11 protein-coding genes are annotated in these 23,250 nt (G+C 40.3%); 1 reads left to right on the top strand and 10 read right to left on the bottom strand.

Going from position 1 to position 23,250, the window contains the following annotated elements; genetic code table 11:
- The first annotated feature begins 493 nt into the window (after window positions 1-493).
- Complete coding sequence (locus NXS00_RS07750) at window positions 494-3,379, top strand: CHAT domain-containing protein (protein WP_258098585.1); 2,886 nt, start codon at window positions 494-496, stop codon at window positions 3,377-3,379.
- On the opposite strand, the gene NXS00_RS07755 is transcribed toward NXS00_RS07750, so the two are convergent.
- From NXS00_RS07755 to NXS00_RS07800, 10 genes are all read right to left on the bottom strand, one after another.
- Window positions 3,376-5,706: an OmpA family protein gene (locus NXS00_RS07755; RefSeq protein ID WP_258098586.1), complete on the bottom strand. Its 2,331-nt coding sequence runs from the start codon at window positions 5,704-5,706 to the stop codon at window positions 3,376-3,378. The two genes, NXS00_RS07750 and NXS00_RS07755, sit on opposite strands and share 4 nt — an antisense overlap.
- Entirely contained in the window at window positions 5,707-6,741 is a 1,035-nt protein-coding gene (locus NXS00_RS07760) for a PorP/SprF family type IX secretion system membrane protein (RefSeq protein WP_258098587.1), read from the bottom strand.
- Complete coding sequence (locus tag NXS00_RS07765; RefSeq protein WP_258098588.1) at window positions 6,738-7,937, bottom strand: T9SS type B sorting domain-containing protein; 1,200 nt, start codon at window positions 7,935-7,937, stop codon at window positions 6,738-6,740. Before NXS00_RS07765 ends, NXS00_RS07760 begins: the two co-directional genes overlap by 4 nt.
- Window positions 7,934-10,051, bottom strand: a complete 2,118-nt coding sequence (locus NXS00_RS07770) for a phage tail-like protein (protein ID WP_258098589.1) — start codon at window positions 10,049-10,051, stop codon at window positions 7,934-7,936. The genes NXS00_RS07765 and NXS00_RS07770 overlap by 4 nt, the downstream gene beginning before the upstream one ends.
- Window positions 10,052-10,609: 558 nt before the next feature.
- Complete coding sequence (locus tag NXS00_RS07775) at window positions 10,610-13,165, bottom strand: cellulase family glycosylhydrolase (protein ID WP_258098590.1); 2,556 nt, start codon at window positions 13,163-13,165, stop codon at window positions 10,610-10,612.
- Window positions 13,165-15,606, bottom strand: a complete 2,442-nt coding sequence (galA, locus tag NXS00_RS07780; protein ID WP_258098591.1) for a beta-galactosidase GalA — start codon at window positions 15,604-15,606, stop codon at window positions 13,165-13,167. Before galA ends, NXS00_RS07775 begins: the two co-directional genes overlap by 1 nt.
- Window positions 15,599-16,804 (bottom strand): glycoside hydrolase family 53 protein, encoded by a 1,206-nt coding sequence (locus NXS00_RS07785; protein ID WP_258098592.1) that lies wholly within the window; start codon window positions 16,802-16,804, stop codon window positions 15,599-15,601. Before NXS00_RS07785 ends, galA begins: the two co-directional genes overlap by 8 nt.
- Window positions 16,805-16,872: 68 nt before the next feature.
- On the bottom strand, window positions 16,873-18,591 hold the full coding sequence (locus NXS00_RS07790; RefSeq protein WP_258098593.1) for a SusE domain-containing protein: 1,719 nt from the start codon (window positions 18,589-18,591) through the stop codon (window positions 16,873-16,875).
- An 18-nt stretch (window positions 18,592-18,609) separates the two neighbouring features.
- Entirely contained in the window at window positions 18,610-20,163 is a 1,554-nt protein-coding gene (locus NXS00_RS07795) for a RagB/SusD family nutrient uptake outer membrane protein (protein ID WP_258098594.1), read from the bottom strand.
- A gap of 19 nt (window positions 20,164-20,182) precedes the next feature.
- On the bottom strand, window positions 20,183-23,140 hold the full coding sequence (locus NXS00_RS07800) for a SusC/RagA family TonB-linked outer membrane protein (RefSeq protein WP_258098595.1): 2,958 nt from the start codon (window positions 23,138-23,140) through the stop codon (window positions 20,183-20,185).
- Window positions 23,141-23,250: the final 110 nt, after the last annotated feature.

Below are 23,250 nucleotides of genomic sequence, written 5' to 3' on the forward strand. Positions count from 1 at the left end.
CGATTCCATTGGCAATTACTCGCAAGTATTAAATCCAAAAAAAAAGAGTCTTCTTGATGTATTATTAAATATATACATCAAAGGACACCTTAAATTAAACATCGAATCATACAAAGTATCACAAGAAAGGGTTATGTAAGGAGTTTATTGATTTCTCGTATAAATATTAAATCTCAGCTATTGATCATTTTCACAACTTCCTCCACTGATTATAAATATTAATCGAATAGACCAATCAAATCCTAAAAAGCCCTGGGACAAATGGCATGAATATTCTCAATATTAACCAATTAGTCATATCCAATTATATCAAAACAAGCGAATAACACGGAAACACCTCACATCAATATTAGATCTAGTATAGCTCCCTCCTCCTCATCATTCACACCAGTTATCATTCAACCAAAAAACAGGTAAAAAGCGTCAATCGTCGACAATATCCAATCACAGCCCTCACAACAAGATATTTTTACCTAATCACTGAAATGAAACTATGAGCAAATATTTACTAAGTATCGCAATGTTCGTTGCGGGCTATTTAGCATACTCTCAGGATTGTAAAGAGATGTTGGCTCAAGCATATGCCTTTGAAGCTAATCAACCCAGTAAATCTTTAGAGATTCTCGATTCTTTAGCCATTCAAATTGCTCAAAACAACTGCGCTCAAAGCAGTGAAATCGCTGACATACTTACCAACACAGGGGTACTTTATGAAAAACTAAAGCAGAAAAATGATGCCCTGTGGCACTTAACACTTGGATTAAAGTATCAATTAAAGAAGTATGATTCCTTATCCGTGAATCTATTACCATTTTACGAGAACCTGTTTAATTACTATCGACGTAACCAGCAGTTTGACTCTGCAAAAATCTTTCTATCCATAGAGGGTAGGCTTCTTCAAAAAAATAATTGGAAAACCACCGCTCAAATTGCCTATCAAACGAAAAGAGGGACATTTCATAAGGACATTGGTGAGTTAGAAACAAGCGAGATCTACATGTCTACTGCTAAAAATTTATCTAACCAGCTAGGAATTTCAGACTCTATCAAAGGAAGTGTATTGATTGAATCTGCCACACTCCACACCATCATGGGAAAAATAGATCTTGCTGAGCAGGAACTAGAGGATGCGATCGATTTATTGAAAGAATCCAGTCCTTACCTGTATTCAAGAGCCGTAGACAGAATGGGCAAATTGTTGATGGAAGATGGCAATTTATCACAGTCCGAAGGCAGCCTGTTGTCAAATATTAGCTTCAAGAAGTCAAACTTCCCTAAGGACTCGATCATTCTTCTTGAGTCTCTCAACAATTTAGGTTGTCTGTACTTCAGAATCAATGACCTCACTAAGGCAGAAGAATACTTTAAAGAAGTGATTAATATTTCTGCCGCTTACAAGGAAGCCAAACCATATGGCATCAATAATCTGGGGTCTATTTATTTACAACAGAATAAACTTCCCGAAGCAGAAAAGTGCTTTAGAGACGCCACCAAATACTTCGAAGAGTTATTTGGTGTATACCATCAAGATTACGCCAATGCACTCAGCAACTTTGCTGCTACCAAACATCGTCAGGGAGAATATGAAAGTGCCTTATCGCTATATACCCAAGTATTGGAACTGGATAAATTGCTTTACGGCGCTGAGCACACAAGACAAGCAACTAGCCTCACCAATCTAGCGCACGTTTATGCGCAAATGGGCTATCTGCAGATGGCTAAGTCTTTGGCCGAACAATCAAACGCTATCAAGAAGAAATCACTTGGAAACCATCATCACTTATTAGCCAAAAGTTTTGATGATTTAGGCTTGATGCAACTGGCCAATAAAGACACCTTAGCAGCCCTTCAGTCCTTTGATAGTGCTTTACAAATAAATATATCGCATATCAGAAAAATACTACCTGTGCTGACAGAAGAGCAACGCATACTCGCGTTCAGCCAAATAAGACAGAACTTAAGACGGTTTACGGCCATCTCATTGGATGGGAAATATTTTTATTCTGAATGGGCAGACAAAGCCATTAATCACACCATCAACACCAAGGGAATTCTATTTTACGCATCGGGCAAAATGCACGAGAGAATCGGTAAAACGGAAGACTTACAAGTGAAAGGATTATACCTGCTATGGAAGCGTACAAATACGAAACTGGCAAGTGCTTACTTGCTCAACGAAAAAGAGCGAATTGCGAAAGGCATCTCCATAGAGGAGTTAGAAGAAGAATTTTACAACATAGAAAAGAGACTTGCTCAACGAGTGAATAGCTTCCACCCGACAAAAGATGGCAGTACACATTGGCATGAAATATCTGATCATTTAAATGAAACATCCGCTCTGGTAGACATCATAGAATACACGCCCTACCGTCTTTTGATCGACTCCACGGGAATTAAACAAGGGTTTGTCGAACAACAATCTACCTATGTTGCTTTCATTATCAAACCAAATAGAGAGATCTCCAGGATTAAGTGGAATTCCACTGTGGACTTTAATGAAGAATTCAACTACTACCGGAACGCACTCAAATACAACATTCCAAACACCAGAAGCTACAGTTCTCTCTGGCAACCTATTGACAAAGAACTCACAGGTTATAACAAGGTGTATCTTTCTCCCGATGGTGGGTGGCATAAAATCAACCCTAGAGTAATCTACGATTTTGAAGATGAGCACTATGTATTGGACAAATATGACATTATCAATATCACCAATAGCAAAGACTTACTAAATGAAAAGCAGCTGAAGTGGAACAATAATGCCATAGTAATTGGTGATCCTGATTTTTCTGCCCATCAAACTGAAGCATTGGATTCACTTCCCGGCGCAAAGAAAGAATCTATTGAAATTGCTCAATTTCTGTCAGAATCAAACTGGTTTTCCCAAAGTATGGTTAGCAAAGAGGCTACCGAACGCACCATCAAGGTCATTGAAAATCCAGGCATTTTACACATCGCTACTCATGGGTTTTTCAATGAAAACCATGACAATCCGCTGATTAATTCAGGACTTTATCTATCCCAAGCAATGAAAAGCGAAGATGGCAAACTCACCGCCTATGAAGCCATGAATTTGAATCTGGACAACACCTTATTGGTCACGCTATCTGCCTGTGAAACAGGCTTGGGTAAAATTCACAATGGAGAGGGCGTATATGGGCTTCAAAGGGCCTTTCTAGTGGCAGGAGCAAGCAATCTAATCATTTCCCTTTTCAAAATTGATGATGCTGTGACACTTGAATTTATGAAGACATTTTACAGTGCTTTTCTTCAATCCGGAGATATCCAACAAGCCTTCTTCACTACCCAAAAAATGTTCAGAGAAACTAAGAAAAACCCAATGGACTGGGGAGCCTTTACACTAATTACTCAGAGCTAATATTTATAGATAACCAATTCTTTACCAGCTTCAACTCTGGTGCCCAAATGGTTCATTTCAGCAATTACCTCCTCTACAACACCAAAACGAGATGCAATCTCTTCCAGCGTCTCTCCGTTCCTCACAACATATGTAATTAATTGCTTTCCAACCATTTCCTCAGGAATGATAAAATAATAGTTGGGAGAGAAATAAACAGGATCAAAAACTCGAAGCACCTCACCTGGAGGAATCATACGCTGATTTGGAGGAATTTTATTCCATACTCTTAATTTACCAGCATCTACACCCAGCATTTGAGCAGCACTAGGCACCGTAATTGTCCTTCGTACGATAAAAACTTCTGGTCTCGCAAAGTCTACCAGTTCATTTGTGTAAACAACGATGGTTGCGCGTCTATTAAACAAATTCGTGTACCAGCTATTTTGATTAGACAAAAGTTCTTTTTCTCCTTTTGGAGTAATTCTTAACTTAGATTCATCCACTCCTCGACTGGATAAATACTGCAAAATAGATGCCCCTCTCCTTTCACTTAACCGGTAGTTGTAAGTGTCATCTCCTACCTGATCTGCATGTGATTTAATATCAATCAACACCAAATCATCGTCTACAAATAACTGAATGAGTTCATCCAAAACCTCTCTAGCTTCACGCCTAAGATCTACAGAGTTAAAATCAAAATACAGTCGATCAAAGTTATACTCATAGCCATCAAAAGACATGGGCTGCACTATTGGGAAGGACACATTATCACCTGAAACTTTGATATCTACCGCATTACCTGGTATCATCTTTACGAGATAACGACCATTCTCATCCACTTGAGCCTCAATTTGCATTGAGTCTGAATAAGTAACCTTAAGCGGAGACCCAGGTGTACCAGAACCACTTACCATCTGAAAGCCCCCAGTTGAACTTGACGCGACGAATTCGGTGCTCTGCTGCTTTTTGTTCATAACAATGCTCGCCTCTGGATGTAGTATGTGATACCCTTCATACTCCTCAAATCTGAAAGAGTACAAATCCATGGAGACCAAACCAGCAACCTTCACACCGACTTCTCCCTTTTCAGCCAGGAAGCTATTCATTAACTCCATGTCATTGTAATGCTGAAGAAAAAAAACGTCGAATTGATTATTGACCCTATTCGAACTGATAAAAGCTTGAGATTCGGTGGTGGTAAAGTAACAGTCATCATAGCTACTATTGAAAGGAGGGCCCAGATTGTATACTTGAGCAACCAGAATGGAGCTACCTTTAGCAATATACAAATCAAAGCCACCATACCCCACATGCCCATTACTTGCAAAAACTAATCCCCCAACACCAGAGTGATAAAACGGGCTCATCTCATCTCCAGCTGTATTGATTGCAGCTCCAAGATTCACAGCTGGTCCCCATTCAGTCTCTGACATTTTAAAACTCATCCATAGATCAGTTCCTCCCTGACCTCCAGGCCTATTGGATATAAAATAAAGTGTATCGCCTGTCTGGCTTAGATTTGGGTGCTTAGAGTCATACCCAGGCTTATTTATTTTCTCTCCTAGTGGCTCTGATTTCCACTTTCCATCGACCATCACACTTTTTATGATCTGACAATCTTTTCCTCCCTCGCAATAGGTATAATAAAAATCATCACCCGAAAAACAACCAACTCCCTCAGACCAGGGGGAATTTAATTTTTTGTAGTCCGAAATTTGTTCAAAACCAGTCTCTCGCTGTTCATAAGCAATAATATCTGGAAGCAATCCACCAAACTGCCCATCATAATATTGTTTTTCTTTGGTATTTCGAGTGGAGGAAAGGATGAACTTCTCCTGATAGTTAATCAGTCCAAAATCATGAGCCGAAGAATTGACCTGATCCAATGGCGCTAATTCATAGTTGCTACGAGTTTGTGAAAAACGAGCTTCAAGTAGGCAACCCTCACGCTGAAAACTAGCTACTTCACGGAGATCGGGTGATAGAGTTGGATCTTCAAGTATGATCCCGAAAATGGAATCCGCTTTACTGTAAAGCCCATTTATTTTCAATAAATATCCATAAAAATAAAAAATGCTATCAGAGCTTGCACCTTCGTTGACCAACCCTTCAAACATGCTAAGCGCTTTTTTAAGCTCCAGAGAATGCATCAAACTAAGCGCTAGTTTTTCCTGAACAGCACGATCATTACCCTTACTATCATAGACGTATTGGAAATACTCAGCTGCCTGCTGGTATTGTCCGGCCTTGTAATAATCATCTCCCAGAGCCTCTATTTGCTCAAGGGATTGACCACTGGCATTACAAAAAAGCCAAATTAGTAAGACGCCAAAGCTATAGCGCATTTAGAATAGTGGGTTCGTTACATCTACAATTACATTCCTCAATGAAAAGTTATATGAAAATGAAATTTCATATGTAGCAATAGTATTTCCTGTTACTATCTCATTGGAATTGAATGTTTGACTATTTAAATCTACACTAACTCCAGCTTTCCATTGCTGATGTTTCAAACCTACAAGAAAAATAAATGAATCGTTTACCCGATACCATGAACCTATCTGCAACACAGAAGTTAATTGACGATCCAGGTACCTAGACAAATACAAGCCTGCATTGACTTGATACGCTTCTCCATACTTCAACAGATATGCTGAGGGATGAAGTGACGCTTTAGTAGCTGCTCTAATTCTGGAAACCATGAATAGTTTTAGCTGGATAGGCTTTCTATCCATATCATAAAACCCATATTTAGGTCTGTTCACGCTATGCGCCGATACTCCCATCCAAAGCGACTTTTTGCTAAGAATAGGGTTGTGATGATCGTTTATGTGGAGTATAGCTCCGGTATTAAATGTTGGAACAATTCTGTTGGCATTTTGCAATGAAGCGGAAGGTAAACTACTGTCATAACCAAGGTATGGGTTGTACTGAGACCCGAACTGAAGCTGATCATTATCTAGTTTGTTTTGAATAACACCTCCTTGCAAGCCCAATGAAATGAAACTTTGACCTGAATAAGAAAGCGGAATATTGTAACTCCCGGCCAACAGGACATTGGTAATCTGGTGTACTCCTTCATAACCCCTACTTTCCTTTACAAAGGTAAGCCCCACTCCAGCAGCATTACTTGCAAGTGTAGTGACTCGCTGAATAGGCATGGACACTGTAGCATGCATTAGACTGTTCAAGGAATTAACGCCATCTCCAAGAGGTGTTTTATAATTAAGATCCAAAGTTGCACTACCTGATATCCCTACATACGCTGGGTTAAGAAAAGCCGAAGTAGCAAAAAACTGAGAAAACTGTGTTTCTTGTGCTGAAGCTACCGAAATAACAAATGAACATAGTACAATTAGACCTTTTATTACTTTTTTCATCTTATCAACATTACGGTACCTGATTGATTAAATGCCTGTCCATTTCCTGCAATCAATTTGAATTGATAATAGTAAATTCCTTGAGAAACATCGCGACCATTGGATTGTCCATTCCAACCTGTCTCATTTAGAGGTGAGTCTATCCAGAACTTATCAAACACTTTGGCATTATTGGAATCCCAAACTTTTAGATCTAAAGAGCGAATGTCCAATTCGTTTATAAACGGTCTGAATAAATTATTGGCTTCATCTGATGATCCCGGTGTGAATGCTGTAGGTACAAAAAGCTTGAGTCCAGAGACTCGTGGCAATACTCCAACTGCAAATTGAACAGTGTCACTGTCCATAAAAAACTCCTGAAGTGAAAACAAATTCCCAGAGGACAATTGATCCAAATCACTACCTTCACCAATCCCAAGAGATACATAAGAGCTATCAGATTGTCGTTTCACAATCACAGGAGAATAACTCTCCGCTTTTATCTCAGACTCTCCAGACAAATCCATAAAATCGAAATTCGAATAACTTAATGATACCTTGCTTTTAATCGGAGCTCCTTTACTTTGACTAATGGTCCAAATAATATCATTGGTTACTCCTACTAAAGAATCTGAGGGGACTATTTGATCATGATCTTCAGCTGGATTTAATGAAATAGTTAAAATGGACTCACCTGCATCAGCAATTGTCAAAGGCAAATATTCCCCCTGGTATCCCATCGGAAATAAAGTCTCCACTCCCGTACGTGTATTTACCGTAAGAGCCCCATCTACAAAAGATAAATGACTACCACCTTTGATTATCCCAGACACAATGAACCTTGTAAACTGGGTCGATATGACCCCTGACTCAAGATCTAACTCTCCACTAATGGAAACAGAAGGACTGAAGACATCTACTCGTCCAGAGTTATTCATTCGCCATTTTTGTACGTTCAATGAATCACCACTGACTGTCTGGTTTTCATTTCCTGTAAAATTGATTGTTCCCAACTCTTTATTCGAACCAAAATCTACATGCTGCTCAAAAGCAATTTCTCCTTGATTGTCCAGCGTACCACTTAGGAATACTTCACCTTCAGCATATAAAGTTGTCTGTTCATCTAAATGCAAATGAGCAGATGACTCCAATAGAATGATTTGAGCCAAAGATTGATGCATACAAATCAATAACATACAGAACCAAGTCAATCTCATTGATTTACTGTTTTGATTTGATTTTCCATTAGACTTAGAGCAGCTTCGAGTTTATTCAATTTTGATTCAATTGATGAAATGGAGTGATCTTTCTCTTCCAACTCATTTCTGAGCTGTTCGATCTCCTGCTGTTGCTCTTTCAATGCTTCTACCAACACAGGAATCATACCTGTATAGTTAACCGACTTCATCCCACTAACATTGGTACGCACCAGGTCAGGAAAATAAGCTTCTAGTTGCTGAGCCATGAACCCATGTTGAATGAGAGGTAAACTTTCATCTTTCCAGAAATAAGTATACCCTTTAACTCCTTTCAGTCTGCTCAAAGCATTCTGAATTCGAACAGTATCCTTCTTAAGTCGTTGATCAGAAGTTCCTGTTGCTATTATCTGACCTTTACTGTTATATGTTATATCTCCACCAATTACGATTGTATAAGTATTGGCAGTAACTACATCAGCCAGCTTATCAGATGTCACACTTCCATCACTTATTTCAGTTGTCCCAACGGTGTTAAGCCCCGCAAGTGTACCTAATGTAGGCAAACTGGTTAGTGAAGTATAATCTCCATCAAAATCATCCGATGAATCCATATCCCATCCACTAAAATCTACTACTACAGATCCTGGATCGTCTGACAAGGTCAGTTGATTAGAAGTAAAGTTTAACCCCTGTAACTCATTGCTAGAATCGGAATCCGCATCATCTGCACTGGTTATAAAGCCTGAATCATTGGTTAATTCACTCGTATTTGTAGGTATGGTGGGCTTGTTGACCAAGCTCGCATAATCTCCATCAAAATCATCCGATGCATCCATATCCCAACCACTAAAGTCTACCACTACAGACCCTGGGTCATCGGATAAAGTCAACTGATTGGAACTAAAGTTTAAACCCTGTAACTCATTGCTAGAATCGGAATCCGCATCATCTGCACTGGTTACATATCCTGAATCATTGGTTAATTCGCTAGTGTTTGTTGGTATGGTGGGCTTGTTGACCAAGCTCGCATAATCTCCATCAAAATCATCCGATGCATCCATATCCCATCCGCTAAAATCTACCACAACAGATCCCGGATCGTCTGACAAGGTTAGTTGATTAGAAGTAAAGTTTAAACCCTGTAACTCATTGCTAGAATCGGCATCCGCATCATCCGCACTGGTTACAAATCCTGAATCATTGGTTAATTCGCTAGTGTTCGTTGGTATGGTCGGCTTGTTGACCAAGCTCGCATAATCTCCATCAAAATCATCCGATGCATCCATATCCCAACCACTAAAGTCTACCACTACAGATCCTGGATCATTGGATAAAGTCAACTGATTGGAATTAAAATTTAAACCCTGTAACTCATTGCTAGAATCAGCATCCGCATCATCTGCACTGGTTACAAATCCTGAATCGTTCGTTAATTCACTCGTATTGGTGGGTATGGTGGGCTTGTTGACCAAATTCGCATAATCTCCATCAAAATCATCCGATGCATCCATATCCCAACCGCTAAAATCTACCACTACAGACCCCGGATCATCGGATAAAGTCAACTGATTGGAATTAAAATTTAAACCCTGTAGCTCATTGCTAGAATCAGCATCCGCATCATCTGCACTGGTTACAAATCCTGAATCATTGGTTAATTCGCTAGTGTTCGTTGGTATGGTCGGCTTGTTGACCAAGCTCGCATAATCTCCATCAAAATCATCCGATGCATCCATATCCCAACCACTAAAGTCTACCACTACAGATCCCGGATCATCGGATAAAGTCAACTGATTAGAATTGAATAGGAGACTTTGTAGTTCATTTTCAGGATCGGCATCACTTGACTGGACAAATGTGGACCAATCAGACCCGTTCCAAAAGTAAAACTGAGTCTCTGAAAGGTCGTAAACCATTAAGCCGTTATCACTGGCTCCAAGATCCATACCTAAGCGTTGAGAAGTGCTGAGTGTTGGAATCAAAAGCCCTTGATTTCCAGACGGGGATACCAGGTGCAAAACAGCATTAGAGTTCGGAGAATTGGTATTAACGCCCAATGAAGTCTGAGCTTCTACGATACCAACCGTATAAAGTAGGAATATCGATACTAATGGTAATCCAATTTTGAGCATGACGATAGATTCAAAGTTTCAAATAGTGATTTATCAAATAGTATTTGACAATACAAAAATCGCCATTTGAAGCCAGATTTCGAAATACCATATCCGGTCAAAAACGCTTAAAAACAGCCTTAAACAGCGTTTTTAAGACATCTCATTACCAACAAACTCATAATAACTACCAGTTATCTAGCAAACTTTGTCAATGAACGAAAACAGGTGAAAATCGGTGAATCCATTGATTTAGACTGTCAGTGAACAGTAATACAAGTTGAATGAATCGTCATATGAAGCAAAAACGCAATTTTTACTATCAACAAGGAGCTTCAAACATTCTAAGAGGTAATTATTCCTTAGATACTCAGGTAAAACATTGATGATGAAATCAGCTATTCCATTGAAGATAGACATGGTAAATTGTTCAAGAGAGGACATATCAAAGCAGGTTAACAGGCACTGCTCCCACCTCGGAAATGATCTTATAAGTTCTCAAAAAAATAAAGCCATCACCAGCATATAATCACTGGTTATGGCTTTTCAAAATTCCATGCATAGGGTATAGACGCTAGATTACTCCAACCTTACGCTTTCTATACCTATCTCGAAAGATGCTTTTTGCTCTTGATTCGATAAACCCGGCCCAATAGAAATCTGCAAGGTTTCTACATTTTGAATGTCGAAATCAGAAACTCCACTTCCGTTAAAATAATAGGGTAAAAATGAAGGATAAGGTCTTGGCAGAGTCACTATTGACACAGGCTTCAAATCGGCTAATGAAATAGAATAATCACCTTTCTTGCTTACATTGATCAAACCACCATAGGCAGACCCGTCTTTCATTATCAATACTATTTGAATAGGCAATTCTCCTTCATTAACGTTTCTTGCAGACACTACTACTTTCGAATAATCGCCTAATGACGAAACTCTTTGATCCACACGATCCCCAAAATGGTATCGCATGGAGTAATCATAAACAGGCGTACCTGCGGGATTTTCTGGATCTACTGTGAATAGTTCATCAATTTTTAGCACCAATTCACCTGTTCCTGTTTGAGTAGAAGGCAATATTCTTGAACCAGGCATCCATTGCCGAGATACTTCCTCCTCATCCGTGATGGCATTGTAAATAAACAACGGCTGCTCATTCGCTACCACAGCAACTTCATATGGCGCCGAATCAAAATCCCAATCACCAGGAGAGGCTGTTATACCTTCTGGAAACACCTGATCATCTACCAATATATAATACTTCAATATTCCTTTATGAACTAAACCACCTGAAATCTCAGCGGAATAGTTAAAGCCATGATTTCTAACCATTGGAATTTTTACTGGTTTCCAACCATCATAAGCCAAGACGTATATTGACTCAGGTCGCTCCGAACTTATAATCTGTGCCCGTATCATCAATTGCCCGCCTGAGTTGACAAACTCTGCAGGCTCGTGTAAAACATAGTTCTGCTCAATCGTCTCTGGCTTACCAACAAATTCATTTAGCTTGATATTACCCCATTTTGAATCGGGAGCAATTTTGAGCTTCATCCCATTCTTCACCAACAAATAGGTTCCTGGGGCCACTGAAAAGGTATTTCCTGAAACTTCTGGCACCTTCGAATTCCCTTCATTTATTGGTGTAATGCTAAATTCCTGACCCAGTGACGGAATAGAAATAGACATTTCTCTGGTCTGCCAAATGATTTCAGACAGTTTTCTATCCAAACTATTTTTCCCAAAAGGGTCTTGTACCCATGCAGCATCTGGGAGCACTTCCAAACGCCAAACACCCTTAGACACTTCATCCAAAAAATAAGCACCAGTACCGTCATAGCGAACTACTTTCGAGTTACCCCAACCTGCTATACTTTTCAGTTTTTTAAGGTTTTTAGGTTGTTCATGATTGTGGTTGGTGTAAATAAATTGCTCTTCGCTATTCATGACAGCCAAATCATCCTCATAACTGATTAGGAAATCACCAAATGTAGAATTTGCAGGATATCTTCCAAAATCGCTGTAAGTTGGTACCTGATGAAAGATTTCTCCAGCAATTTTTAATGCCAATGCCTTCTGTGGAGTATACTGCAAGTTCATGTAATGCGTGTTATACTCTGTATTGGTGTATGCCAGATAAGTTGGATCATAAGCAAAATGTGTAGCCCATTGAATACCAGCAGTTCTAAAACTTCTGGCCATGGCTGGATAAATATAGGATCTACCTACATCTGCCGCATCAAATTCATAAACTACTTTCACACCATTTTTAAAGTCCTTGTGATCTGCAAATGGGATTTCGTAGTTGTCAACATTGGGCAAAAAATTACCTTTTAACTCCTCGCCTGCTCCTAATCCCGTAGGATACCACTGGAAGGTACCTCCATCGATCCCCGCTTCAAAATACTGATCCATGTAATTGATGCCATGACTAATGTTATACAGTATCGGCTTATCACACCCTGTACTTCTCATCGCATCGACCATCTTCTTTACATATCGTTTCACCGAGTCAGGAGACTGTCTATGATGTGGTTCATTGCTTACTTCGAAAGCAACAATGTTCGGATCGTCTTTGTAAGCGAGACCAGTGTATGGGTTGATGTGATTAAGAAATTGAGCAAGGTAATTTTCCTGAGCCTTAATAGCATCTTCATTCGTTAAACAGTTATCCTTGCCATACTTGTGAGAAAATCCAGGAGTATAGGTATCCTTTTCTGGCCACCCATTGCCCCAAAAAGCAATAGGTGTAATCAACATCTTCATTCCTCGATCTTGCATGCTTTTCAACATGTAATCAAAAACGTCTAAATGCTCATTCTCAATAAGGTTACCCAATGAATCACTGATTTGAGTATCCCAAACGTGAACCCGGAAAGCATCGAATCCCAATCGAGCAAAGTGATAAACATCTTTGTCGATAGCCTCTTTAGGATCAACTCCGAGCTTTTTTGCAGAGCGATAGCCGTGAGCAAAAGGAACAGTATAGTTTACGCCAAACCCCTGCACCTCCTTTTTCGAGTCCTTCCATCGCATAATACCTGACTCATCAGCATAAACTCCAGACTGTGAAAAGGATATACCAATCCCTGGCCCCATGAGCAGGAGCATTGCAATTACTATGACTTTTCTCATTATTGTTTTCCTATCAAAGATTTAGTTTCATTGACTTGTCTTAGGGTAATCGTATGCTCTTTCAATCCTGGAGAAGTGGCTTTCACGACAATATTTCCGGCAGATTCCCCGGCCTGTAAAATCATTTGCCCTTTACCATTAAACAATGATCTTCTATACGACTTATCGGGCTCGTGAGAACTTGGATCACCATTACCAACACCTATAATGTCAGCATCTCCCGATATCTCAAATCGGATCGGATTGTTCGCATCAGGAACCTCTCTCCCATTTTTATCTACAACAACTACATTCACCACCGTGGCATCTGTACCATCCGCCAATAAAACTTTCCGATCAAACACCATCTTAATTTGGGCTGGTGAACTTGTAGTTATTTGAGACGTTTCAAAAGTTCTTTTCCCTTTGGTTGCTACTGCTTTCAGTTCACCAGATTGATAAACGACCTCCCACTGCAAGTGACTGTTTCGTTTCATTTTTTTCGTCCCAAGACTCTTACCATTCAAGAAAAGCTCCACCTTATCCGCATTGCTATTGACCCAAACATCAATTTTCTCACCTTCCTTACCTGACCAGTTCCAATGTGGTGAGATGTGTAACACATCTTTATCTGACCACCATGATTGATAGTAGTAATAGAGGTTTTTAGGGAATCCGCACACATCCATTACACCAAAATGCGAGTTCACATTTGGCCATGAAAACGGTGTAGGCTCGCCTCTATAGTCAAAACCCGTCCAAATAAAGCCTCCGAGTAACCAGTCATTGTCCGCAGCTATTGGCCACCAGTCCTCAGCAAGTGATGCCCACCACGGATGGCTCAAATCCTGATCTGGCAAATACCCCTTGATACTGTCTACCTGATAACTTCCACGAGTCGTGACGGTACTCCCCATTTCTGTTCCAATGATTGGCTGGTTTGGATGATCCTTGTGATAAGGAACCATCCCAAATTCGCGATAATTGAATCCTCTAACCGGTATCACGGTATTCACTCCATTGTACACATTGGCTAAGTCAGCGGCATAGGTACTTGTTCTGGTTGGATCAAGCTCTTGCTGCTTAGCCAGCATCGTTAATGCCAGACGCTTTCCAACACTTGTTTGTTGAATCCATCCTTCTTCATTACCAATACACCACATAAAAATGGACGGATGATTTCGATCTCTTCTAATCAGTTTTTCAAACTGATCCATGTGCTCAGGACTACTGTTCAGCAAGCGAGTTTCGTCCATCACTAACATACCCAAACTATCACATGCTTCCAATAACTCTGGAGTTGGTGGATTGTGGCTCGCACGGTAGGCGTTTGAACCCATTTCTTTCAATAACCTGATTCGGTAATATTGTAAGTAATCAGGCATAGCACTACCTACACCGGCGTGATCCTGATGATTGTTGGTGCCTTTTACTTTTATCGGATTACCATTGAGTAACACCCCACGTTTGTTGTCAATTTCAATGGTACGAATACCAAATTTTTCAATTTTATCATCAACCACTTTTCCTTCTGATACCAATACCGCTTTCACTCTGTAGAGGTACGGATTGTCCAAATCCCATAGGTTCGGGTTTTCTAATGTTAGGCGAAAAGAAGCAGATGATTTCTTGTTGGTCGCTATCTTGAATGGCTGAGAATCTGATCGAGTCAGTTCCTTTCCTTCTCTATTCAATACTGACACATATACTTCTCCCTTGGCTTCCTGAAGCGTTTCATTGACCAGCTCAGTTTCTACAGATATGCTAGCAGTCTCACCCTCAATATCGGTGTGCACAAAAACTCCTCCATCATTATTGAAATGAAGGTTATTGTATTCTTCCAGCCAAACATGTCTGTAAATGCCCGCTCCTTCATAAAACCATCCCTCATATTGTGAAGCATCTACCCGAACGACCAAATAGTTTGGTTCATCAAACTGAATGTAATTGGTTATGTCATAGGTGACTCCCATGTAGCCACTTTCATTATTGCCCAGGTAAAAACCGTTCAACCAAACACGTGCGTCACGATACACTCCATCGAATGTAACCGCATAATGTGCTCCAGAATCTGCTTTTGCAAATGCAAGCTCCTTACGGTACCAGCCCACACTTGTTTCTGGAAATAATCCACCAACTGGCTTATAGCCATGGGATTGCACATCAAAATTATCTACCTCCACAAACGGCAATTCTACTGCCCAGTCATGAGGCACATTCAGTTCTCTCCAGGTGGTATCAACAAAATCTTTACTCATCGGAGTATCTTCTGTTTTACCCGATTTTGAGAATATGTTGGCAATTCCGTAGTTAAAGTCCTTTTTGGGATCAGCGGCATGCCCCAGTGCAAACTTCCATCCCTTGTCGATATTGATTCTCTTTCGTTGGGACTGCTGGGCATTCAGCCCATATACAGTCGCCAACAAAAGAAGTATGAAGACAGCTCTTAGTATGTTATTCATTTGAAGTGTATTCGTAAGTCATGAAGTCAATATTGGTCATCACATTGCCTTCAAAGTCAAAAAAAGTATTGTTTTCCCATGATGATCCTGTACCCCACTGGTCTTTCATCTGAGAAGTAATCCATGCAGGCTCCCAATACACCACACCCGATGCACCAGCATTGACTAATTTTTGAGTTAGATCTATCAGGAATTGAGACTGTCCGTCTAGTGTATACGGATAGCCCGATATTGGTGTCTCTCCACCAAAAAGGTTGTTGTAGTTATCCGCACCATCAGTAGTCCACGGGTAGGCGGTTTCCAATATTATGATCTCCTTATTGAAACGCTCCTTAAACCCCTTGATTCTATTCTCTAATTGATTGAAAGAAACTCCAGTATGCCAAAGTGGATAATAAGAGATCCCAATGAAATCAAAATCTGTGGTTTGCTCGATCATCTTATCAAACCACCACTCCACATTCACCGGATCAGCCACATGAAAGGCTATTTTGGTATCTACAGATGATGTTTCTGAAACCTCATTCACCGCTCGAATTGCAGCTTTAACAACCAAACCCATATTGGCCCAACCAGATTCGCACACGTTCATGTCCGGGAAATTGGCATTACCACCAGAAAGCATCATCCCACAGTTGGATTCGTTTCCTATCTGCACCATTTCAGGCATTAAACCTTTGCTCTCCAGATAGCTCAAAACGGAAAAAGTGTAATTGTAGACGGAATCAGCTAATACATCTATGTCAGTAATTTCTGTCCATGCTGCAGGTACTTGTTGTTTTTCAGGATCTGCCCAATTGTCTGAATAATGAAAGTCAAGTAGCACCTCCATGCCTTGTTCTTTGGACAAGCGAATGGACTTTTCTACATCATATAAGTCATTGTAAAGCTGGGAACCGTCCTCATAAACTTCCTGAGTCCATGCGGGATTATGCCACAGTCTAAACCGAGCTAAATTGGTGCCATGATCAGCAAATATTGCATATGGTGACTTTTCTGTTGATTCTTCTTTATATACACCTCCATGATCCAAAATCTGATTGACGTACGACAAATCCGCTCCAAAATAAAATTTATCTACGGATACTAAAGAATCATCGTCATCCTCAGGGTTCACCCCTCTTCTTGGCTCATCCTCACAAGCTACTAACCAAAATAATGAGAAAATCAATGAATACAACATGTGCTTTCTGACCATTTATTTTTTGTATTTAAAGGTTTTTAGGCGATTCGAATAATCGCCTAAAAACCTGCCTAATCTTTGATTTATTCTAAAGAGAGCGTTTTGTTTGCCAAATCAACTGTGACCTTATAAGTTCCGTCTGTTCCATCAAAACTCATGTTGTCATCATTGTCATTAACAGCGGATAACAGCTCATCAAGTCCTCCAGTGAAATAACTGGCACCAAATGAATCTGTCCAATTATCCAGTTCCTCGAAGAACCTGAAGGTAGCACCATTTGTAAAGGTTACATCCGTGGCCTCAAACACTCCATTACCCATATCAGTGAAAGCTGGTGAATTGCCAAATGTCCAACTCTGATCATCCCCAACCAGGTACAATGCGGCAGGATAAGCTGAGTAAGGCTCCACAATCACGGATTTATTACTAAATGACACTGTGATGGTATAAGTTCCTGTTGCTCCATTGAAGGAGAAATTGCCATCTGCATCACCAACTGCTCCAAGATCACTATCTACTTCAGTGAAATAATCAAAATTATAAGCGTCAGACCAATTGTCTAATTCTTCAAAAAATCGGAAAGTAGCCCCATTGGTAAAATCTGCAGTAGCTTCAAATGTTCCCCCTCCTAAGTCTGTGAATGTTGGAGAGTTGGCAAACGTCCAGCTTTGATCATCCCCTACTAAATAAAGTGAAGTCGGATATGCCGATGCTACTTCAATAGTTACTGTAAAGTCATCTAAATCCACAGTTACCAGATATTCGGCTGTTTCACCAGCAAAAATGATGTTATCATCTCCGTCACCTGCTTGCGTAAAGCTTTCAGGTAAGCTTCCTTCAGCAAAATAACCATACCCGAACTGTGTTGCATTCCAGTCGGCTTTCTCAAAAAATCTAAAAAACCCATCCTTTTGCAATACGGCTGTTCCTTCATATTTTCCACCACCTAAAAACTCAAGGGATGCTGCCTGTTGTAAATCCCAACCTTGACCATCTCCTATCACATATAAGGTAGGAAGCTCACTTTCTTCCATGGTGATGGTTTTGGCGTTTAGATTTATTGAAATTTTATAAACTCCTGAAGTGCCATCGAAAATAAAGTTGGAATCGCCATCTTCTCCATCAATTAAAGTGGATGGTAGAGTTCCTCCATCAAAATAGCTATATCCCCATTGCTCAGCATCCCATGAAGGAGTTGCAAACATTCGGAATTTACCTCCATTGACAAACATACCAACAGCCTCATAAGTGCCAGGTCCAGTGCTGCTTACCTCAAGCGCATCACCTAGCACCCAACCTTGGGCATCACCAATGATGTATATTGGAGGAAATACCGCCAAATAAGGAGTGATAGATGTTGTTACCACATTGGAATAAACAGGCTCAACATTTGCATTCACCGCTGACCGAATTCTAAACTTAACTTCTGATGCTACGTCTGGCTCTAAACCCAATCCAAGTAAAGTATTGTTCAACGATTGAATAGTGGGTGCTGCAGTCAAATCCTGCGTGGTAGCAATAGTTGTCGGTGCAGAAAAGTCTCCTGCTCCTAAATCCATTTGCAAGGTATAAGTTATCGATGCCTCAAATCCGAAATCTGGTGCATCCCAGGAAAACTCATTAAACACCTCTGATCTACTTTCAAAAGTGAATACATAGCTATCAGCAGAGGTATTGGCCAACGTATTGGCTGCTACCTCATCTTTAATAGTAATTTTCTCAAAGTCCTCCTCACATGACATCCCAATGATTGATGTCACTAACAGCAAGACAAATGCTTTTATATAATTAATCAGTTTCATAATCTAAATGGGTTAAAATCAGTAATCAGTATTCTGCTCAAGGTTCGGGTTTGCACCAATTTCTGTACTTGGAATTGGGAAAAGATCTCTATGAGCTGCAGAAGGTGCTCCTTCCTGCACATTACCTTTCCATGGCCACAAGTAATCACCTCCTGTGAATACTCCAAAACGAATCAAGTCAGTTCTTCTATGACCTTCCCAAAACAACTCTCTTGCACGTTCATCTAAAATAAAATCAAGAGTCAACTCACCTGCCGTAATATTTCCTGACCCATCTCCAAATGCTCTTTCTCTCAATGCATTGATATAAGTTAGAGCCTGTGCAGTAGATCCACCAGTTCCACCTCTCAAAACAGCTTCAGCATACATCAGGTAGGCATCCGCCAATCGGAACATCGGCCAATCTGTATCTACCATCACTGGCTGATCACTATCCGATGGAGTTCCATCCAACTTTCTGTTTCTGAATTTGGTAATGGCATAGCCATCCGTAAACAATCCAATATCATTGATTTCCAATGACTGGCCGTCTGTCCAGAACAAAGCTCGTCCATCGTTATCCATATCAAACTTGTTGACCAAAGCAGAGGTGGTTCTCAAACCAGCCCATGCTTCTCCTGTGCCCATCAAGTCATAAGTGGGCATGGAGCCACCGATCTGTGCATGTAGTAAATACACCATTCCTCCATAGGTTTGCGTATTGATACCATCATAGGTAATTGGCAGAATCATTTCAGGACTCGTCTGATTATCTGCTACAAAATTGTGCATGTAATCAGGAGCTAAACTGTAGACTGAATTATTGATTTTGTCCAGAACTGCAATTGCTTCAGTATACTTCGGTTCATTGATATACACCTCAGCATTTAAATAAAGCTTAGCTAAAATCATCCATGAAGCAGCTTTATCTGCACGACCATACTCAAACTGAGGATCCCCCAAATCACTTTCTATTGCTACCAGTTCTGATTCGATATAGGCAAATAAGTCAGCTCTCTGAATCTGCTCTGGGAAAAATGCTCCAGGCAGATCTTCTTCAGTAACAAACGATGGGTTGCCAAACATGTCTATTGCATGATAATAAGCAAGTGCTCTCAACAAACGAGCTTCTGCATGAAACTTGGAAATATCCGGATCATCATTTCCCGCAGTTGCTCTGATATATTCATTACACAAAGCCACGGAATACATAATTCTTGAGTACATCGCTGCAATGAACACATCTGTTGCTGTCCATGTATGCCAATGTAAATCTTTAATGGTGGCATCATTCCATGAAAGTACTGCTTCGTCAGTAGTCAATTCCTGACAGTTCCAGTATTGTCTCAGGTAGTTTCCAAATCCTTCATCAATACCTTCAATATCTGGCTGCCCTGCTGGTCCTTGCTGGCCACTCAGTGCAAACGTAGCATAGAGTTTTGCTAATCCTTTTTTGTAATCTTCTACAGTTTCATAAACGTTAGCAGAAGTAATCAAATTCGGATCTATTGGCTCCACATCCAAATCATTCAAACATCCTGATAAGGAAATGAGCGTGAATACCAACACTAGTTGTATTAAATATTTTTTCATGATTCGTTTCACTTTTGGATTAGAAGTTCAGATTTACACCCAATAAGAATGTTCTCGGTCTAGGGTAGATGTTATTGTCTATTCCACCGTTTACCTCTGGATCAATTCCTGAATAGTTGGTTATAATAAAGGCATTCTGAACAGTGGCACTTACTCGGGCTTCAATTGGCCCCAGGTTAGTGAAGGTGTACCCTAAACTAATATTGTCCATCTTGAAGAATGATGCGTTCTCAATAAACATATCAGACCAGTATTGTGGATTCACAAAACCACGCTCAGCTGCCGCTGAATTGATGTTAGTGAAATATCCTGTACTAACATACAGACCTGAAAGCGTCGCTCCAGACTGCACGTTATTGTATACATAATTGTTAAGGCTGAATCTACCAGAGAAGGAGAAATCAAATTGCTTGTAATTCGCTCTTGAATTCACTCCAATCAACATATCAGGTGCCGGGCTTTTGTAGTGATACTTGTTAAGCTCGCTACTGATCACCTCTCCTGTTCCGCCTGTTCTATTCACATACAAGCCTTCTATTGGATCTCCATTGCTCTCATAAACCTGCTGGAATACATAGAAAGAATTAGCTGGATAACCTACCGTGTGGATCTGTATATTATTACCTACTCCACCACTGATCCCACCAACAGCTACTCCCTGATAATCAGGATCATCCGTTTTAGTCAACTTAGTAATCTCATTCACATTTCTAGTAATGTTTACTCCTGCATTCCAGGTAAAATCTTTAGTAGAAACAGGTACTCCAGTCAAGCTAACTTCAAACCCTTTGTTTTCCATGTTACCAACATTGGTCACCAAATAGTTGGAGAAGTTGCTTCCACCAGCGATAGGAATTCTATTGATCAGGTCTGTGGTGTTTCGTTGATACACTTCCACTGAACCATAAATCCGGTCTTTCAAAAACCCGAAATCCAGACCTACGTTGATCGTAGTTGTTTCCTCCCATTTGATATTGGCATCGTATGGATCAGGTCTTAAAGTAGATATAAACTCATTGCCAAACTGGTATGATGCACCTCCTGTACTCTCACGGTATACCGGAAGCGCAGGGTATTGATTAGAGGTTACATCTTGCTGGCCAGTGATACCATATCCAGCACGAAGTTTCAGGTCTGAAACAACCGTGGCACTAGACATAAATGCTTCCTGATTGATTTTCCATCCTAGCGCTAGAGATGGGAACAATCCCCATTGATTGTCACCAATAAATCTGGAAGAACCATCATTTCGCAAGGTTGCTGTTACGAGGTATTTATCAGCAAGAACGTAATTTAACCTTCCAAAGAAAGAGATCAGATAGTTTTCATTTTTGAACTGAGTGTTTTGACGTACCTGAGTTTCGTCTCCATTTCTATCAAATGTACTTCCCTCTCTAGAAAAATGCTGCCAGGAATAACCTGTAGTGAATTGCACATTATGATCACCCACTTCTTTTTTATAGGCCAAATAGAAATCGAGTAATTCAGAAGAATTATCCGCGGTGTAATCCAGTAGTCTTCCATTCCCGCCTGCATAGTCTCTATAAGTCCAGGTCATACCTGGTAGTGCATCATCTATACCATCTGTACTTGACTTATCAAGCCCAACATTAAGATTAGCACTCAAATCTTTGAAGAATGGCAAAGTATAATCAAGCTGCACATTTCCGATGAATCGATTCAAGTCTGCCACGTTATTTCTTAGCTCCAACATAGCCACCGGGTTACTCACAAAGGTGATTGGCAATCCGTCAGCATCGGTAAAGGCAAAGAACCCACCGAACTCATCGTTTCCGCTATAAATAGGTTGAGTAGGATCATAACCTACTGCAGACCCTACCGCACCAGGGTCTCCAAAATTGGTCTTAGAGAAACTTTGTTTGGCATTTAAGTTCACCTTCAATGACTTATTGAAGAACTCTGGGTTAAGATTAACAGCGAATGAGTGACGTTTAGTGTAAGTTGTTTCCAAAACACCCTGTTGATCTGTATATCCATAGGAAATTCTATAAGGGACATCTGCAACTGCACCTGAAGCGTTGATGTTGTGATCATGTGAAATCGCAGTTCTGAAGATTTCACTTTGCCAATCGGTATTTGCATTGCCAAGTAAGTCTACCGCATCCTGGTTGATACCACTAAACCCTTGCTCATTGAGTCCAGTTACAAGTTCTCTGTACTCATCACCAGTTAATACATCTACATATTCTATCGGCTGAGCTACAGATACTTTCGCATTGTAATTGAACTTTGGCTTTCCACTTTGTCCTTTTTTGGTGGTAATGATGATTACACCATTAGAAGCTCTTGCTCCATAGATAGCCGTCGCAGATGCATCTTTGAGCACCGTGAAGGTTTCAATATCATTGGGATTGATAGTAGCAAGTGGATTAGATGTGCCACTTACATTGCTATTGTCCACAGGGAATCCATCAATAACTATCAGTGGATCATTGTTAGCACTGATCGAAGAACCACCTCTAATTCTAATGGTTGCTCCTGCGCCTGGTGCTCCACTGTTGGAGGTTACCTGCACCCCAGCCACTCTACCTACAAGTAGATCCTGCGGAGAGGACAACACACCTTTATTGAAATCTTTGGAATCTACTGTAGCTACTGCTCCGGTAAGATCTTCTTTCTCAACCTGACCATAACCAATTACTACAATTTCATTCAATTCAGTAAGATCCAGATTCAATGTCACATTGATGACTGAATTGCTACCCGCTATCACTTCCTGGGTTTGATATCCCACAAAAGAGAAAGTCAATGTAGTTCCATCCTCCGGCACAGAGATGGTATAATTACCCTCTATGTCCGTGATGGTTCCATTAGTGGTTCCTTTTTGCAGAATGGTAACTCCTGGAAGTGGGAAGTTATCATCTGAAGAAATAACCTTACCTGATATCTGCCGTTGGGCCAAAAGCCAACTGCAACTCATCAAAGAAAGGGCAATTAATAAAGTATACTTTTTCATAAGCCATCATTTGGTATTCTGTTGCAATATTTTAGGTTTGAAATGTGGTGATAAAAGTAGGTAGGGAGATAATTATCAAAGGACAATTATCTTACACGGACTAGCACAAA

It is taken from the genome of Marinoscillum pacificum, from assembly GCF_024714495.1.
GTDB lineage: Bacteria > Bacteroidota > Bacteroidia > Cytophagales > Cyclobacteriaceae > Marinoscillum > Marinoscillum pacificum.

What these genes read in the sequence shown, in the direction of transcription:
- NXS00_RS07795 (WP_258098594.1), bottom strand. Translation starts at nt 20,163, where the DNA reads ATGAAAAAATATTTAATACAACTAGTGTTGGTATTCACGCTCATTTCC.
- NXS00_RS07765 (WP_258098588.1), bottom strand. Translation starts at nt 7,937, where the DNA reads ATGAGATTGACTTGGTTCTGTATGTTATTGATTTGTATGCATCAATCT.
- NXS00_RS07755 (WP_258098586.1), bottom strand. Translation starts at nt 5,706, where the DNA reads ATGCGCTATAGCTTTGGCGTCTTACTAATTTGGCTTTTTTGTAATGCC.
- NXS00_RS07785 (WP_258098592.1), bottom strand. Translation starts at nt 16,804, where the DNA reads ATGGTCAGAAAGCACATGTTGTATTCATTGATTTTCTCATTATTTTGG.
- NXS00_RS07760 (WP_258098587.1), bottom strand. Translation starts at nt 6,741, where the DNA reads ATGAAAAAAGTAATAAAAGGTCTAATTGTACTATGTTCATTTGTTATT.
- galA (WP_258098591.1), bottom strand. Translation starts at nt 15,606, where the DNA reads ATGAATAACATACTAAGAGCTGTCTTCATACTTCTTTTGTTGGCGACT.
- NXS00_RS07790 (WP_258098593.1), bottom strand. Translation starts at nt 18,591, where the DNA reads ATGAAACTGATTAATTATATAAAAGCATTTGTCTTGCTGTTAGTGACA.
- NXS00_RS07770 (WP_258098589.1), bottom strand. Translation starts at nt 10,051, where the DNA reads ATGCTCAAAATTGGATTACCATTAGTATCGATATTCCTACTTTATACG.
- NXS00_RS07800 (WP_258098595.1), bottom strand. Translation starts at nt 23,140, where the DNA reads ATGAAAAAGTATACTTTATTAATTGCCCTTTCTTTGATGAGTTGCAGT.
- NXS00_RS07750 (WP_258098585.1), top strand. Translation starts at nt 494, where the DNA reads ATGAGCAAATATTTACTAAGTATCGCAATGTTCGTTGCGGGCTATTTA.
- NXS00_RS07775 (WP_258098590.1), bottom strand. Translation starts at nt 13,165, where the DNA reads ATGAGAAAAGTCATAGTAATTGCAATGCTCCTGCTCATGGGGCCAGGG.